This is a genomic window from Pseudarthrobacter sp. TE3704 (assembly GCF_056279405.1).
On sequence record NZ_JBWCCJ010000003.1, the window covers coordinates 649,879 to 663,763 of the forward strand.

General features: G+C 67.1%; 14 protein-coding genes and 1 riboswitch. Of the genes, 9 read left to right on the forward strand and 5 right to left on the reverse strand.

Annotated elements, in window-relative coordinates; genetic code table 11:
- The first annotated feature begins 77 nt into the window (after positions 1–77).
- Positions 78–791, forward strand: a complete 714-nt coding sequence (locus tag ACZ9BC_RS10775) for a hypothetical protein (protein WP_476245917.1) — start codon at positions 78–80, stop codon at positions 789–791.
- On the opposite strand, the gene ACZ9BC_RS10780 is transcribed toward ACZ9BC_RS10775, so the two are convergent.
- Positions 721–1,950, reverse strand: a complete 1,230-nt coding sequence (locus tag ACZ9BC_RS10780; RefSeq protein WP_476245918.1) for a glutamate--cysteine ligase 2 — start codon at positions 1,948–1,950, stop codon at positions 721–723. The genes ACZ9BC_RS10775 and ACZ9BC_RS10780 overlap by 71 nt on opposite strands.
- Before the next feature lie 67 nt (positions 1,951–2,017).
- On the reverse strand, positions 2,018–3,541 hold the full coding sequence (locus ACZ9BC_RS10785) for a UDP-N-acetylglucosamine 1-carboxyvinyltransferase (protein ID WP_476245919.1): 1,524 nt from the start codon (positions 3,539–3,541) through the stop codon (positions 2,018–2,020).
- 178 nt (positions 3,542–3,719) lie between these two features.
- Here ACZ9BC_RS10785 and ACZ9BC_RS10790 point away from each other — a divergent pair, with 178 nt between their 5' ends.
- Positions 3,720–4,553, forward strand: coding sequence for a glycoside hydrolase family 25 domain-containing protein (locus ACZ9BC_RS10790; RefSeq protein WP_476245920.1), 834 nt, complete (start codon positions 3,720–3,722; stop codon positions 4,551–4,553).
- On the opposite strand, the gene ACZ9BC_RS10795 is transcribed toward ACZ9BC_RS10790, so the two are convergent.
- From ACZ9BC_RS10795 to ACZ9BC_RS10805, 3 genes are read right to left on the reverse strand one after another with little or no spacing between them, the layout of a single operon-like run.
- Positions 4,550–5,350 carry an energy-coupling factor transporter transmembrane component T family protein gene (locus ACZ9BC_RS10795; RefSeq protein ID WP_476245921.1) on the reverse strand — a complete coding sequence of 267 codons (801 nt, stop codon included), beginning with the start codon at positions 5,348–5,350 and terminating at the stop codon, positions 4,550–4,552. The genes ACZ9BC_RS10790 and ACZ9BC_RS10795 overlap by 4 nt on opposite strands.
- Positions 5,347–6,900 carry an ABC transporter ATP-binding protein gene (locus ACZ9BC_RS10800; protein WP_476245922.1) on the reverse strand — a complete coding sequence of 518 codons (1,554 nt, stop codon included), beginning with the start codon at positions 6,898–6,900 and terminating at the stop codon, positions 5,347–5,349. The genes ACZ9BC_RS10795 and ACZ9BC_RS10800 overlap by 4 nt, the downstream gene beginning before the upstream one ends.
- Positions 6,900–7,523, reverse strand: coding sequence for an ECF transporter S component (locus ACZ9BC_RS10805; RefSeq protein ID WP_476245923.1), 624 nt, complete (start codon positions 7,521–7,523; stop codon positions 6,900–6,902). Before ACZ9BC_RS10805 ends, ACZ9BC_RS10800 begins: the two co-directional genes overlap by 1 nt.
- 57 nt (positions 7,524–7,580) lie before the next feature.
- A riboswitch (TPP riboswitch) is annotated at positions 7,581–7,719 on the reverse strand.
- 86 nt (positions 7,720–7,805) lie between these two features.
- Between ACZ9BC_RS10805 and ACZ9BC_RS10810 the strand changes: the two genes are divergently transcribed.
- The 7 genes from ACZ9BC_RS10810 (at position 7,806) to ACZ9BC_RS10840 (ending at position 13,846) form a co-directional block, all read left to right on the forward strand.
- Positions 7,806–8,357, forward strand: coding sequence for a heme-degrading domain-containing protein (locus ACZ9BC_RS10810; protein ID WP_079595387.1), 552 nt, complete (start codon positions 7,806–7,808; stop codon positions 8,355–8,357).
- On the forward strand, positions 8,354–8,560 hold the full coding sequence (locus tag ACZ9BC_RS10815; protein WP_476245924.1) for a hypothetical protein: 207 nt from the start codon (positions 8,354–8,356) through the stop codon (positions 8,558–8,560). The genes ACZ9BC_RS10810 and ACZ9BC_RS10815 overlap by 4 nt, the downstream gene beginning before the upstream one ends.
- Positions 8,561–8,675: 115 nt before the next feature.
- Positions 8,676–9,131: a DUF4383 domain-containing protein gene (locus ACZ9BC_RS10820; protein WP_476245925.1), complete on the forward strand. Its 456-nt coding sequence runs from the start codon at positions 8,676–8,678 to the stop codon at positions 9,129–9,131.
- Positions 9,132–9,198: 67 nt separating this feature from the next.
- Positions 9,199–10,254 (forward strand): iron-containing redox enzyme family protein, encoded by a 1,056-nt coding sequence (locus ACZ9BC_RS10825; RefSeq protein WP_476245926.1) that lies wholly within the window; start codon positions 9,199–9,201, stop codon positions 10,252–10,254.
- Positions 10,251–11,324 (forward strand): glycosyltransferase family 2 protein, encoded by a 1,074-nt coding sequence (locus tag ACZ9BC_RS10830; protein WP_476245927.1) that lies wholly within the window; start codon positions 10,251–10,253, stop codon positions 11,322–11,324. The genes ACZ9BC_RS10825 and ACZ9BC_RS10830 overlap by 4 nt, the downstream gene beginning before the upstream one ends.
- Positions 11,321–11,536 carry a CDGSH iron-sulfur domain-containing protein gene (locus ACZ9BC_RS10835; protein ID WP_079595392.1) on the forward strand — a complete coding sequence of 72 codons (216 nt, stop codon included), beginning with the start codon at positions 11,321–11,323 and terminating at the stop codon, positions 11,534–11,536. The genes ACZ9BC_RS10830 and ACZ9BC_RS10835 overlap by 4 nt, the downstream gene beginning before the upstream one ends.
- Before the next feature lie 240 nt (positions 11,537–11,776).
- Positions 11,777–13,846 carry a hypothetical protein gene (locus ACZ9BC_RS10840; protein WP_476245997.1) on the forward strand — a complete coding sequence of 690 codons (2,070 nt, stop codon included), beginning with the start codon at positions 11,777–11,779 and terminating at the stop codon, positions 13,844–13,846.
- Positions 13,847–13,885 lie beyond the last annotated feature (39 nt).

Here is a 13,885-nt window from a genome sequence, read left to right on the forward strand (position 1 = left end):
GGAGTAGCTTCGGCCTCATCTGGCCGATACCAGTGCTTCATTCCACCGGCCAGGGCGGGCGTCAAAGGAGTCGGGTTGTGAGCCAGCTGAAACCGTACCGCCGGGCAGGAGCCGTTATCACCGCTGCGAGCGTGTGCTGGGGGCTGGGAATCGCCATGGTTGGCAATGTCCACGCCATCCATGACCCTGCCGTCAGGCTGTCTACCCTGGAACGCCACCGCGGCCTCTGGATTCTGGGCCAGTTCCTCGCCGCTGCCGGCACCGCCGCGGCCCCCCTGGGCTTCGCCAGGTTTGCCCAACAGCTCGGGCGGGCCCAACAGCACCAGTCCGGCCCGTTGAAGGATTCCGGAGCCGGACCCGGACCAGCGCAAAAGCTGGCCACTGCGTCGGCCGCTGCATTCCTGGCGGGCAGTCCCATGTTCGTCGTGACCCTCGCCGGACGGGCCGCTGACATCGAACGTTTCGCTTACCGGCGCGGCCCGGCCTGGCCATTCCTCAGCTATGCGGGCCTGCAGACCTTAGGCGTTGGCGCGCTGGGTGGAGCCCTCCTGCTTTCACCGCTCAAAGGGCCCACCGCCACAGGCGCAGCCGCGAGCGCCCCGCTTTTCGCCGCCATTCTCCTGCGCTACAAAGACCTCCCGCCTTTTGTTTTCTACGCCGTGGAACTCGCCGCGGGAATCAGGCTGATGCGCTATGCCGCGGGACCGGAAAAAGCTTCCCCTAGGATTGCCGCACCCGCAGCAGCTCCGGAACCGCATCAGCCTCCGGTAAGTCCGCGGCTCCGCTCATAGTGATGTTCACGGCATGCCTGACCACTGCGCCGAGGCCCATGTCTTCAGGCGGTGGTCCTGCCAGGAGTTTGTCCCGGACCCGGCGCTGTTCAGCTGCCCCGGTCCCCCGGGCGATGATGTCTTCCACGCTTTGCCGCACCAGGCCGAGCTCTCCCTGTTCGTCCAGAACCGGAGCGAGGTAGTCCACCAGGGAACGCACCACATCGGCCGCACGCTTTGGCCGGAAGTTCCCGAAGTCCAGGAGGTCACCGCTGAGCCCGGCGCTGCTCGCCTGCCACGACGCCATCCGAAGAAGCACCGTAGGTACGGGGGCCGGCTCGACGCCGGCATGCCACTCCCTGCTGGCCGACTCGACAAGTGCACGCACAAGCAGGGCGATGAGGGCAGCATCCTCGGCACGAAGGCAGACGTCGGCCACCCGGACTTCCACGGTCGGGTGATTCCGTGAGAGCCGGGCGTCGAAGTACAGCATCCCTTCATCCAGCATCACGCCGCTGTCCAGCAGCCGCGTGACCACCCTGCGGTAGGCCGGATAGGTTCCGTAGATACCTGCAGGACCGGCCGTGGGCCACCGGTTCCACGCCTGCGTGCGGTAGCTCTCGAAGCCCGTTTGAAGACCGTTCCAGAACGGCGAGTTGGCACTCAGAGCCGTCAGCACGGCGAGTTTGTCGCGGATGCGGTCCAGCACCGCAACACCCTCCTCGGGCGACTCCACGTAGGTGTGGACGTGGAAGCCGCAGGTCAGCTGCTCTTGGGCAGTAAGTCCAAAGCGCTCCAGCATCCTGGCATAGCGCGGATCCGGAGTGGTGTGGGTGGTCGAAGCCAATGGCGAGGTTGCCAGGGCTGCCACCCGCGCATCGTTCTTCCGGGCGGCCTGGTCAGCCAGTGCCCGCCCCGCCCGGATCTGTTCAAGCAAGGTGCCGGAGTCCAGGCACGGCCTCGTCTGGGTCTCGATCTGCTCAAGCTTAAGCTCGGCACTCAGGCCCATTTCGTCGTCGTCGTAGACTGTCGTGTCTTCGGTCTCGAGGGCGTGCGGATCCCGCGGGGAATCATCGGCTGCCATGCGCCGCCCGGACAGCAGCGCATCGGCCAGGGCAAGCGGTTCCCCGGTCTCCGGATCAACGATCAGGAGTTCTTCTTCGACGCCGAAAGTACGCATACTCACATTCTGCGGCAGTCACGGGATATTTAGCGGGACCCGGCCCTTCATGACGAACCGTGAAAGGTCAGTCCTGGAAGTACTCGATTTTGGCGCCGATGGTGTTCAGCCGCTCTGCCAGGTCCTCGTACCCACGCTCGATCACATAGATGTTCCGCAGTTCGGAGACGCCGCGCGCGGCCAGCATTGCCAGCAGCAGGCAGGCTGCAGGCCGCAGTGCCGGCGGGCATCCCACTTCCGCTGCACGCCACCGCGTGGGCCCGTTGACGTAGATCCGGTGGGGATCCAGCAGCTGCACCTGCGCCCCCAGCCGGTTGAGCTCCGTGAGGTAGATGGCCCGGTTTTCGTAGACCCAGTCGTGGATCATGGTCTGGCCGCTGGCGTTCGCTGCAATGACGGCGAAGAAGGGCAGATTATCGATGTTGAGGCCGGGGAACGGCATGGGATGGATCTTGTCCTCGGGTGCCCGCAGCTCCGACGGTGTGGTGGTGACGTCCACCAGCCGCGTGCGGCCGTTGCGTGCCATGTATTCACCGGAAATCTCCAGCTGCTGGCCCATCTGGCCAAGCGTTGCCAATTCGATCTCCATGAACTCGATGGGGACGCGGCGGACCGTGACCTCGGAGTTGGTGACGATGCCGGCGGTGATGAGGCTCATGGCCTCGATGGGATCCTCGGACGGGAAGTATTCAATCTCGGCGTCGATCTGCGGGCGCCCGGCGATCTTCAAGGTGGTGGTGCCCACGCCCTCGATGGTCACCCCCAGCATCTCGAGGTAGAAGCAGAGATCCTGGACCATGTAGTTGGGGCTGGCGTTGCGGATGACGGTGGTGCCCTCGCGGTGGGCGGCCGCCATGATGGCGTTCTCGGTGACGGTATCCCCGCGCTCGGTCAGGACGAAGGAACGGTCCTGCCTGTCTGCGGACGGCGCCTGCACCGTGTAGAAGCCGGCGGTGGCTTCCACCGAAAGTCCGAACTGGCGCAGTGCCTGCATATGCGGCTCAACCGTACGCGTGCCGAGGTCGCAGCCTCCGGCGTAGGGAAGCCGGTACTCCTCCGACTCATCCAGCAGCGGACCCAGCAGCATGATCACGCTGCGCGTCCGGCGGGCGGCGTCAACATCCATGGCTTCCAGGTTCAAAACGGCCGGGCGGCGGAGCCGGAGGTCCGTGTCGTTGAGCCAGGTGCACTCCACGCCGATGCTGCTCAGCACCTCGACAATCCTGTTGACTTCCTCGATCCGGGCCAGGCGGCGGAGCACTGTTGTTCCCCTGTTGATCAGGCTTGCACAGAGCAGGGCGACGCCGGCATTCTTGCTGCTGTTCACGTCCACCGCGCCCGACAGGGTCCGTCCGCCCTCCACCCGAAGGTGCGTCATCTGCGGTTTGCCCACGTTGACGATGCTCCGGTCGAAGATGGCTTCCAGCCGCTGGATCATTTTCAGGCTCAGGTTCTGCTTCCCCTGCTCCATCCGTGCCACCGCACTCTGGCTGGTTCCGAGTTCGGCGGCCAGCTGGCCCTGGGTCCAGCCTTTCTCGTTGCGGGCGTCCCGCAGCATGGCGGCAACGTGTTCAGCGGTTTCCTGAGTCATGGAGCAAATATATCATCGATGAGTTATAGCTGGCGAAAAACGGGGGTATGGGCCGGATCAAACGACCAATTACCCGGTACATGCGATAGAAACCTGGCCCGGCCCGCGCCTTGTCCCATCCCACCGTCCGGAGGAAACTGGAGGGGAACTATCTTTTCGAGCACCTAACGGAGCCTACATGCCCCGGACGCCAGCCCCTCTGCCCGCCATCCGGCTTGCGTGGATGCTGGCAGCAGCTCTGATTCTGGTTTTTGCAGGTCCCGCGTCCGCCGTGCCGTCGCCGGGTGAGGGCAGCCAATCGCTCCTCGGCAACGACATCTCCTGGCCGCAGTGCAAAAAGGAACTGCCCAAGGGCCAGGCCTTCGGCATCGTGGGCGTCAACAACGGCCTGGCCAACAACACCAACCCGTGCCTGGAGGAGCAGCTCGAGTGGGCGGAGACGTCACCGGGCCTCCCGACCCAACCGGCCGTGTCGCTGTACGTCAACACTGCCAACCCCGGCAGCGCAGGATCCTGGTGGCCCGTCAGCGACGAGTACCCCATCGGGCGGCACGTCCACAACCCCTACGGACCCTGCGAAGAAGGGGACTACGGCACGGCCTGCGCCTACATGTACGGCTATGCCAAAGCCTACGACGACGCCTACATCCGCGGAATCAGCAACCCGGCAGACTATGTCTGGTGGCTGGACGTTGAGACTGAAAACACCTGGTCCAGCGACAAGGACGCCAACCGGGCTGTCCTGGAAGGCATGACGGACTTCTTCCACAGCATCGGGGTGGAGGGCGTGGGCCTCTACTCCACCGGCCTGCAGTGGGGCCGGATCGTGGGCAGCGTCAGCAGCTCCAGCAACCTCTACCCGCTGCCGAGCTGGCTGGCCGGCTCCCGCAACGCCTACCGGGCGGCGGGCGCTTGCTCAAAGGCTCCGCTAACGGGCGGCGGCAAGGTGGTCCTGACGCAGTTCGTGGCGCGGGGTTTCGACTACAACCATGCCTGCAAGCAGGAACCCTAGCTTCCCAGCCACACCATGTTCCACGTGCCCGCAGAGAGAGCCGCGGCAACGGCCAGGCCCGCCACGAGCAGGCCTCCCGCCAGCACCCAGGCGTCCAGGAGACTGTAGGTGGACTCGCGGGCCCACGTCCGGCTTCCGCCGCCGAAGCCCCGCGCTTCCATGGTGACAGCCAGCCGTGACGCCCGGCGGATCGCCTGCACCAGGAGGCCGAAGCTCTGCCCCAGCGTCGCTTTCACGCGCTGCACAATTGTGCCCCGCGAGCCCACGCCCCGGGCCCGGCGCGCCATGCCGATGGTCTGCCATTCCTCAGCCATCAGGCCCACCAACCGCATCGCGGCCAGCGTGCCCAGCACAAAACGGTGGGGCAACCGGGCCTTCTGCGCCAGTGCATCCGCGAGGTCGGTTGGATCCGTGCAGCTCATGAGCAGCACCGCCGGCAGGGCAATGGCCAGGCCCCGCAGCATGAACCCGATTCCCGTCTCCAGGGAACCCTCGCTCATGGTCCAGATGCCGACGTCGATCAGGGTCCGTCCGCTGTCCGCGGCAAGGATGGAGGTGCTCCAGCCGCCCACGGCAGCGGCGAGAATGAGCGGCCAGCCACGCTGCCACAGCAGCGTCAGGGTCAGGCCGGCAAGCGGAAACAGCAGGAACTCAAAAAACAGCGCCACCGAGGCCGAGACCCAGTCGATGGACAGTGCCAGCACCACCGTGATGAGGACGACGGCGGCCACTTTGCTTAGGGGGTTGGCGCGGGTGAGGAGGGCTTGGTTGCCACGCAGGTTCAGCTGCTGCCTCATGGTGCCACCCGTTCCGCTGCAGCCATCCGCAGCTCCGTCCCGCCCAGCGCGGCGGTGAACTCGGCATCGTGGGTCACCGACACCACTGCGGTGCCCGCGTCCAGCAGTTCGGAGAGGAAGGACGCCAGTTCCGCCCACGTGTTCGCATCCTGGCCGAACGTCGGCTCGTCCAGCACCAGGACCTGCGGGCTCGCTGCAAGGACCGTAGCCACGGAGAGCCGCCGTTTCTCCCCGCCGGAAAGTGTGTACGGGTTGGCGTCCACCAGCGCGGTGAGCCGCAGCCGTTCCAGCAGTTCGTCAACGCGTTCCTCGCCGTGCCCCAGGTGCCGGGGCCCGAACAGCAGTTCATCGAGCACATTGCCGGTAACGAACTGGTGCTCGGGTTCCTGGAACACCGTGCCCACCCGCTCGATCAGCTGCTCGGCTTTCCACTTGTAGGGGTCGATTCCCGCTCCCCGGCTCAGGTCGGTGGTGGCGGAAACCTTGCCGGCGACCGGCTCCAGGAGCCCCGCGAGGGTCAGGGCAAAGGTGGATTTTCCCGCACCGTTGGGTCCCACCACTGCCAGTGCCTGGCCGGCCCGCACCTGCGCGGTGATGTCTTCCTGCACCGGGACTGGCGGGATCCTGCGGAACCCGCTGCGGCGCGGACGTTCCCGGGACACTGCCAGCTTTTCGGCGGCGAGCAGGAGATTTCCCGTCCCGGCGGCCGGCACGGCAGCACGGGCACGGGTGGCGGGCACATAACCGGGCACCCATACCCCGGCGGCCATCAGCATGGTCCGCGCGTCACTCAGTACCTGGTCGGGAGGGCCGTCCAGCAGTACCGCAGGATCAGAGGCCGAGCCGGGCTGCAGGACCACAATCCGGTCCACCAGGTCCTTCCAGACCGCCACCCGGTGCTCCACCACCACCAGCGTTGCGCCGGTCTTGTCCAGGCACCGGGCCACGGCGTCGCGGACCTCCAGCACACCCGCCGGGTCCAGGTTGGCGGTGGGCTCATCCAAAAGGATCAGCCCGGGCCGCATCGCAAGGATGCCCGCCAGCGCGAGGCGCTGCTTTTGGCCGCCGGACAGGGCCGACGTCGGATGGTCCAGCGGCAGGTGGGACAGGCCGACGTCGTCAAGCGCCTCGTGCACGCGGGTCCAGATCGCGTCACGGGGCACGGCAAGGTTTTCGGCGCCGAAGGCGACGTCGTCGCCTACGCGGGAGAGGACAACCTGTGTTTCGGGGTCCTGCTGCATCAGCCCGGCATGGCCGCGCTGCCCGCGGGGGGACGCACCGCCGACGAGCAGCGAACCCGACTCGTCCGAATCGCCCGCCTCGCCGTCGTCGTTCACGTCGCCCAGAACCCCGGCAAGGGCATGCAGGAGGGTGGATTTGCCCGCACCGGAAGGACCGAGCAGGAGCACCCGCTCCCCCGGCGCGATGTCGAGGTCAAGGCTGTGGACCGCAGGCTTGGGGCGGCCGGCATGCCGCCACCCCCAGCCGCGGGCCGTGACGGCCGCCGGCCGCATAGCTCCGGGCCCGGCCTGGTGCGAAGGTGCCTGCATCAGGAGAGGACGGGCTCCGTGGCTGCCTTGCGCGAGGCGAAGGAGCTCAGCACGCCGGTCTTCGCTAGAGCCCGGGTAGCGATCCAGGACAGCGCACCGGCAATGACCGCACCGGAAATCGCGGTGAAGATGATGTAGGCCAGCTTGTCACCGCCCGAGTAGGCGATGTTCCAGCCCCACGGCGCGAAAGAGTCATTCAGGCCGCAGAAGAGTCCCGCCGCCGCGCCTGCCAGCAGGGCAACGGGCAGGTTGAACTTTTTGTACACGAAGATGGCGAAGATGATCTCCGCGCCGAGGCCCTGGACGAAGCCGGAGAACAGCACGGAGGCGCCGTACTGCGATCCCATCAGGAGCTCACCGGTGGCTGCGACGGTTTCGCAGAACAATGCCGCGCCGGGCTTGCGGATGATGAGCATGCCCAGCACCGCCGGGATCATCCAGCCGCCGGCGATCAGGCCGGTCAGGGGCGGGTAAACGGCGTTCATCGGCGCGGAAACCGCGGCCGCACCCTGGGACCAGGCCCAGAAGATGACGCCGCCGGCGATGGCGATCAGGGCCGCCACCACGATGTCCACGACGCGCCAGGACTTGCTGGTGGTCTTCTTGATTGCTGCAGTGCTCATGTGATCCTCCTGGGAAACAGGAGGGGAAAGCACGGCAAGCGGCTACTGCCGTTGCCGGACTTCGAGAACTCGACTCCCTTGCGCCGGTACTAACCGGATCAGGTTCGAGGGTCTGCGGCTGTCCGCACTCTCAGCGCCCACCTGCGGTTCCCGGCCTTGGCCAGTGCCCGACGGCGGCGCTCCCCTGTCGTTAAGTAATGCTCTGAACGGAATAATGCTTAGGTAGAACTGCCCTGCTGGGCGGAGTCCAGTTTACACCGGGACAGGGGTAGATTGTGGGCCATGACTGCTAATCAGCCGCATGTGACCGACTTCGATCCGGACTCTGACGCCGCGCAGCCGGAGGGATCGCTGCAGGCCCTCATCGGCCGCATCGAGGGGGAGATCCATGAGCTCCAGTTCCCCGGCTTCTCCCTGGACGACTCGCTGAACCTTGGACTTCTCCTTGTGGAACTGGGAAAGGAGCGCGGCCTGCCCATCGCGATCGACATCACCAAGGGCGATCAGGTCCTGTTCCATGTGGCCCTGCCCGGCGCCACCCCGGACAACGAACACTGGATCCGGGCGAAGCAGCGCACCGCCGCCCGGTATGAGGTTCCCTCACTGCTGGTGGGGCTTCGCGGCCGGCTCCGGGGCGGCCGGATCGAGGACCAGGGCTGGTTCGACCAAACCCTGTACGCCGCGCACGGCGGGTCCTTCCCGGTCTATGTTTCCGGTGTGGGCGCGGTGGCCACCGTCACCGTTTCCGGGCTCCCGCAAATGCAGGACCATGACCTGGTGGTGGAGGCTATGCGTGAGGTGCTGCGCCCGGCAGGGGCAGACGGCCCGGCATGACCGGCAGGCCCGCAGACAATGCCGTCCGGGCGGCACTGGACAAAGCCGAGGACGAGATGATCTTCATCGGCCCGGACCATCCCTACTATCCCCTGCTGGCCGACCTGGTGTCCGCCGTCGGCAAGGCATGGCAACAGGGGTACGAGCAGGGCCGAAGCGGCGGGCAGCACCCCAACCCCTACACCTGGACCGGCCCGGCGTAAGAAAAGGACGGAACGGGGAAGGTTCCGTATCCCTCAACGCAGAAACAAAGCCTGCTTAGCTTTTATTAGTAATCATGCTTACTATATTGTTTCAGGCGTGAGAGGAGTACAGGACATGGCAGTCAGCATTCGCCCACCGGGCGTCCGAACCGCCCTGCAGTGGTCTGCCGTTGCCGCCGGCGCCGTATTCCTGCTCGTTGGCATCCTGGGATTCGTTCCCGGCGTTACCCGCAACTATGATTCCCTCGGTTTCGCAGGGCCCGGTTCAGGCGCCCTGCTGCTGGGTGTGTTCCAGGTATCCATTCTCCATAACCTTGTCCACTGCCTCTTCGGCGCCGCCGGCCTGCTCATGGCGCGGACCCACCGCCAGGCCAGGAACTTCTTCACCTACGGCGGGGTCATCTACCTGGTGCTCTGGCTGTATGGCCTCCTCATCGGAGACAACACGCCGGCAAACTTCATCCCGGAGAACGGTGCGGACAACTGGCTGCACCTCGTCCTGGGCCTGGCCATGATCGCCCTGGCCATCATGCTGTCCCCGCGCACTCCCGCCGCCAGCCGCGGCAACTGACCTTTCCTGACTGGCCGTCAATGCAGACGGTACCGCACCGGCACACCGCCCGAACCCAAGGAGCACCATGAAACTTCCGGAACCGAGAGGCCCCATCAGCAGCGCCCTGTTGGGGGTTTTGGCAGGACACCCGGGCAGCGCCGGCGAGTCCCTTTCCGGGATGCGCCAACTGGTCGACGGGAAGCTGGCGGGGGTTACGGACATCATCGGCGATGATGATGTCCAGCTCGCGCTTTTCTGCCTGTACGAGCTGCATTACTCCGGCCTGGAAGGTGTGCCGGACGAGTGGGAGTGGGAGCCCGGGCTGATCCAGGTGCGGCAAATGCTGGAGAAGCCCTTCGAGGAAGCCCTGCGCCTCGCCGCCCGGGAGGCCGGCGGGGATCTGGACCTTCCGGCCGGCTCCGACCTGACCAGCGACGCAGTTGCCGACGTCCTGTTCGGCCTGGCGGCCCGGGACACCGGCCCCAGCGTCTCCCGCTTCGTGGCAAAGAAGGCAAGCCTCGGGCAGCTCAAGGAGTTCCTGATCCACAAATCCATCTACCAGCTCAAGGAAGCGGACCCCCACACCTGGGCCATCCCGCGGCTGAGCGGCCGGGCGAAAGCCGCCCTGGTGGAAATCCAGGCAGACGAGTACGGCGGCGGTCGGCCGGACCGGATGCACAGCGCACTGTTCGCCCGGACCATGCGCGGCCTGGGGATGGACGACCACTACGGTGCGTACGTGAACGCCGTCCCGGCCATCTCCCTGGCCGCCGTGAACCTGATGTCCCTCTGCGGACTGAACCGGCGGCTCCGCGGCGCCATCACCGGGCACCTGGCCATCTATGAAATGACGTCCTCCCAGCCCAACCGCCTGTACGGCAACGGCTTCCGCCGGCACGGTTTCGATGCGGACGTCACCCACTATTTCGACGAGCACGTCGAGGCAGATGCCGTGCACGAGCAGATAGCCGGCCGGGACCTGGCAGGCGGCCTCGTGGAGGCCGAACCCGGGTTGCTGGATGACGTCATTTTCGGTGCCACGGCGGTGATGGCGATCGACACCAGGCTGTCCGCCCACCTTTTGACGTCCTGGGAACACGGCCGGTCTTCGCTCAGGGCGGCAGTGCCGGCGGCAGCATGACCTCCCAGGCCATGGAGCAAGGCCTCGAAGCGGCTGAGTACATCCTTCCCCTGCGTTGGGCCGACGACTCCGGCCTTCCTGACCTGGTGGCCTACCTGCAACGCCTGGCCACCTGGATACCGGTCATTGTGGTAGACGGTTCAGCCCCGGACCTGTTCGCCCGCCACCGGGAGCAGTTCCCGCCGGAGGTCCGCCACATCCGCCCCGATCACCCGGCGGGACCGGGACATGACGGCGGGCAGCACGGCAACGGCAAGGTGGCAGGGGTGATGACAGGCGTCCGCGCCGCCACGGCAGAGGTTCTGGTGATCGCCGACGACGACGTCCGCTACACGCGCGCGTCCCTCGCCGCCGTCGTGGGCCACCTGGGGACTGCGGACGTGGTGCGCCCGCAGAACTATTTCGACCCCCTGCCCTGGCACGCATGCTGGGACACGTCCCGGACGCTGATCAACCGGGCCTGGTCCGCCGACTTTCCCGGCACGCTGGCCCTGCGCCGAAGCGCCCTGCTGGCCACGGACGGCTACGAACCCGTCCTGTTCGAAAACCTTGAGCTGATCCGGACGGTGACAGCCGCAGGCGGACGGGAAAAGATCGTTCCGGACCTGTTCGTGGCGCGCCGGCCGCCCCGCGCCAGGCATTTCCTGAAGCAGCGCGTCCGGCAGGCGTACGACGACTTCGCGCAGCCCCGGCGCCTGGCCGCGGAACTTGCCCTGCTCCCGGCCATTCTCGGGGGCACCCTCCTCCCCAGAAGGGCGCGTCTCACTGTTTTCCTGTCGCTGGCGGCCGCCGCGACGGCCGTGGCAGGGATCGGACGGCGGCGGCTCAACGGAACGGACGTCTTTCCATTGCGCGCCGTGTGGTTCGCGCCGCTCTGGGCCATGGAACGGGCCGTCTGCATCTGGTGCGCAGTGGCTTTTCGAGTGGCTGGGGGCGTGCCGTACGCGGGCGCGAGGCTACGGACGGCCGCCCACACCGAAGCTGAGCTCAGGCGCCGCCACCAGGGCAAGCTGCAGGCACTACGGCAGCAACAAACCACATCAACAGCAGCTACGAAGGAGCGGATATGAACCAGGAACCGGCCGAAAGCTCCATTGTGGTCTGCCCCGACGGACCGTTGATCATCAGGGGTGACTTTGAGATCGTTACGCCGTCGGGTGCCCCCGTGCCGCGCGACCGGAAAACAGTGGCCCTGTGCCGGTGCGGGGCCTCGGCCATCAAGCCGTACTGCGACGGCACCCACAAGATGATCAAGTTCCGCACGGAGCCGCCCGCCTCCTGAGCACCTCCTGCGCCCGCGCCTGCCCGCACGGCCGACAGGTCCGGGCCGGTTGACAGCCGAAGGTGTGCCAACGAGGATGGAGCCTCGGAAAGCGTTTTCTCGGGGAGGAGGGCCGGCTCTGTGCCCAGCCGGCAGATTGCTATCGACCGCAGGGCCCTGGTCCGCCGCCACGCCGTGGAACAGGACAGCCTCGACCCCCGGAGCCCGGTGTCGGTGGGGAACGGGGAATTCTGCTTCACGATGGACCTCACCGGCCTGCAGTCCCTTCCGGCAAAGTACCCGGTGGGCGCCCGCGGCGGGCTGCCAGCCGGCACCCTGCTCGGAACGCAGGCCCAGTGGGGCTGGCATTCCATCCCTCCGGAGCAGGATTACACCCTGGCCGGTTCCACCGTCCTCTACGACTCTCCCCGCGGCCCGGTCCCGTACGTGGACATGGCGGGCGGGCTCGTGGACGGCCGCGAAACGGAGTCCTCCCGCGCTGAAACCTGGTTGCGGGCCAACCCGCACCGGCTGGACCTGGGCCGGATCGCCTTCGCCCTGCCGGGACGGGACAGCCCGGGGCAGACCCCGGAAGACGTTGCCCACCCGCGGCAGGTGCTGGACCTGTGGACCGGCACGGCCACCAGCCGCTTCACCCTGCACGGCCAGCCCGTCGGGGTCACCACCGCGTGCCATCCGCACCGCGACGAACTCGGCTTCCGCATTGAATCCACGGCGCTGCAGCAGGGCCTGGCGATCTCCCTGTCGTTCCCTTACGGCTCCGAGGCCTGGCATAACGCCGCGGACTGGACCCGTCCCGAAGCCCACAACACCCGGGTGGAAGAGCTGCCTGTCACCGGCAAGGGACGGAAGTGGCTGATCTCCCGTTACCTGGACAATTCCGGATACCAGGTGGCCGTTGCCGGCGCCGGACTGGAACTGGAACAAACCAGCCGGCACGGCGTGATCCTCAGGGCAGCCAACGGGGCGGAGGTCCTGGACTTCAGCGTGCACTTCATCAGCACCGGCCAGGGCGACTGCCTGCCGCGCGGCACGGGAGGCATCGGCCTGGGCAGCGGGGCCGGCGAAGGGGCAGCTGCCGCGGGCAAGGATCAGGCCCCCGCGCCGGGTACTGCGGTGATCGATGCGTCCCGCACCGCCTGGCCGGACTTCTGGATGTCAGGCGCCGCCGTCGAACTTTCCGCAACGGAAGACCCACGCGCGAAGGAACTCGAACGCCGGGTGGTCCTCTCGCAGTACCTCACCGCCATCAACTGCTCCGGGTCCCTGCCGCCCCAGGAGACCGGGCTGGTCTGCAACTCCTGGCGCGGGCGGTTCCACCTCGAGATGCACTGGTGGCACGCTGCCCACTTCGCCGCCTGGAACCGAACCACACTCCTGCTCCCGGCGCTGCGCTGGTACGCCTCCATCCTGGAACCGGCACGGCAGACTGCCAAGGCACAGGGGTTCGACGGCGTCCGCTGGCCCAAGCAGTCAGGACCGGACGGGCGCGAGAGCCCCAGCCCCATCGGCACCTTCCTTGTTTGGCAGCAGCCGCATCCCATCCACCTCGCCGAACTCGCGTACAGGGCGGAACCCTCGCGCGAACTGCTGGAGGAGTTCGCGGAGATCGTATTCGAGAGCGCCAATTTTATGGCCAGCTTTGCGCACCCCACCGCCCGCGGATTCGAGTTGGGCCCGCCCCTGGTCCCGGCCCAGGAAAGCTACGAATCGATCAGGGGCACGGCCAGCAATCCCATCTTCGAGCTCGCCTACTGGCAATGGGCGCTGCGCGTCGCCTGCACGTGGCGGGAACGGCTGGGGTTGCCGCCCAAGGATAAATGGCTTGCCGTGGCCGACGGCATGGTCCGGCCCAAGGTGGCGGACGGCGTCTACGCGGCGATCGGCGTCGAACCCTTCACCATCCGCACAGACCATCCCTCCATGCTCTGCGCCCTGGGCGTGCTGCCGCAGACGGACATTATCGACCCCGCCATCATGCGGGCCACCCTGGCAGACGTGATGGCCGGCTGGGACTGGGACAGCACGTGGGGGTGGGACTACCCGGTGATGGCCATGACCGCGGCCCGGCTGGAGGACCCGGAGAGGGCCGTGGCGGCGCTCCTGCTGGACGCGCCCAAAAACCTGGTGCTGCCCAACGGGCATAACCGGCAGACCGACTCGCTGCCGCTGTACCTTCCCGGCAACGGCGGGCTGCTCGCGGCCGTGGCGCTGATGGCGGCAGGCTGGGATGGCGGACCGGACCGGCACGCCCCGGGGTTCCCCGCCGATTGGACCGTTGCCTGGGAAGGACTGGTCCCGGCACCGTAGTTCAGCCTGCCCCGATAGCGGCACAGGGACGGTTAGGCT

Excerpts from the sequence above, each read along its gene's own strand:
- ACZ9BC_RS10780 (WP_476245918.1), bottom strand. The coding sequence starts at position 1,950 with ATGCGTACTTTCGGCGTCGAAGAAGAACTCCTGATCGTTGATCCGGAG.
- ACZ9BC_RS10785 (WP_476245919.1), bottom strand. The coding sequence starts at position 3,541 with ATGACTCAGGAAACCGCTGAACACGTTGCCGCCATGCTGCGGGACGCC.
- ACZ9BC_RS10790 (WP_476245920.1), top strand. The coding sequence starts at position 3,720 with ATGCCCCGGACGCCAGCCCCTCTGCCCGCCATCCGGCTTGCGTGGATG.
- ACZ9BC_RS10795 (WP_476245921.1), bottom strand. The coding sequence starts at position 5,350 with ATGAGGCAGCAGCTGAACCTGCGTGGCAACCAAGCCCTCCTCACCCGC.
- ACZ9BC_RS10800 (WP_476245922.1), bottom strand. The coding sequence starts at position 6,900 with ATGCAGGCACCTTCGCACCAGGCCGGGCCCGGAGCTATGCGGCCGGCG.
- ACZ9BC_RS10805 (WP_476245923.1), bottom strand. The coding sequence starts at position 7,523 with ATGAGCACTGCAGCAATCAAGAAGACCACCAGCAAGTCCTGGCGCGTC.
- ACZ9BC_RS10810 (WP_079595387.1), top strand. The coding sequence starts at position 7,806 with ATGACTGCTAATCAGCCGCATGTGACCGACTTCGATCCGGACTCTGAC.
- ACZ9BC_RS10815 (WP_476245924.1), top strand. The coding sequence starts at position 8,354 with ATGACCGGCAGGCCCGCAGACAATGCCGTCCGGGCGGCACTGGACAAA.
- ACZ9BC_RS10820 (WP_476245925.1), top strand. The coding sequence starts at position 8,676 with ATGGCAGTCAGCATTCGCCCACCGGGCGTCCGAACCGCCCTGCAGTGG.
- ACZ9BC_RS10825 (WP_476245926.1), top strand. The coding sequence starts at position 9,199 with ATGAAACTTCCGGAACCGAGAGGCCCCATCAGCAGCGCCCTGTTGGGG.
- ACZ9BC_RS10830 (WP_476245927.1), top strand. The coding sequence starts at position 10,251 with ATGACCTCCCAGGCCATGGAGCAAGGCCTCGAAGCGGCTGAGTACATC.
- ACZ9BC_RS10835 (WP_079595392.1), top strand. The coding sequence starts at position 11,321 with ATGAACCAGGAACCGGCCGAAAGCTCCATTGTGGTCTGCCCCGACGGA.
- ACZ9BC_RS10840 (WP_476245997.1), top strand. The coding sequence starts at position 11,777 with ATGGACCTCACCGGCCTGCAGTCCCTTCCGGCAAAGTACCCGGTGGGC.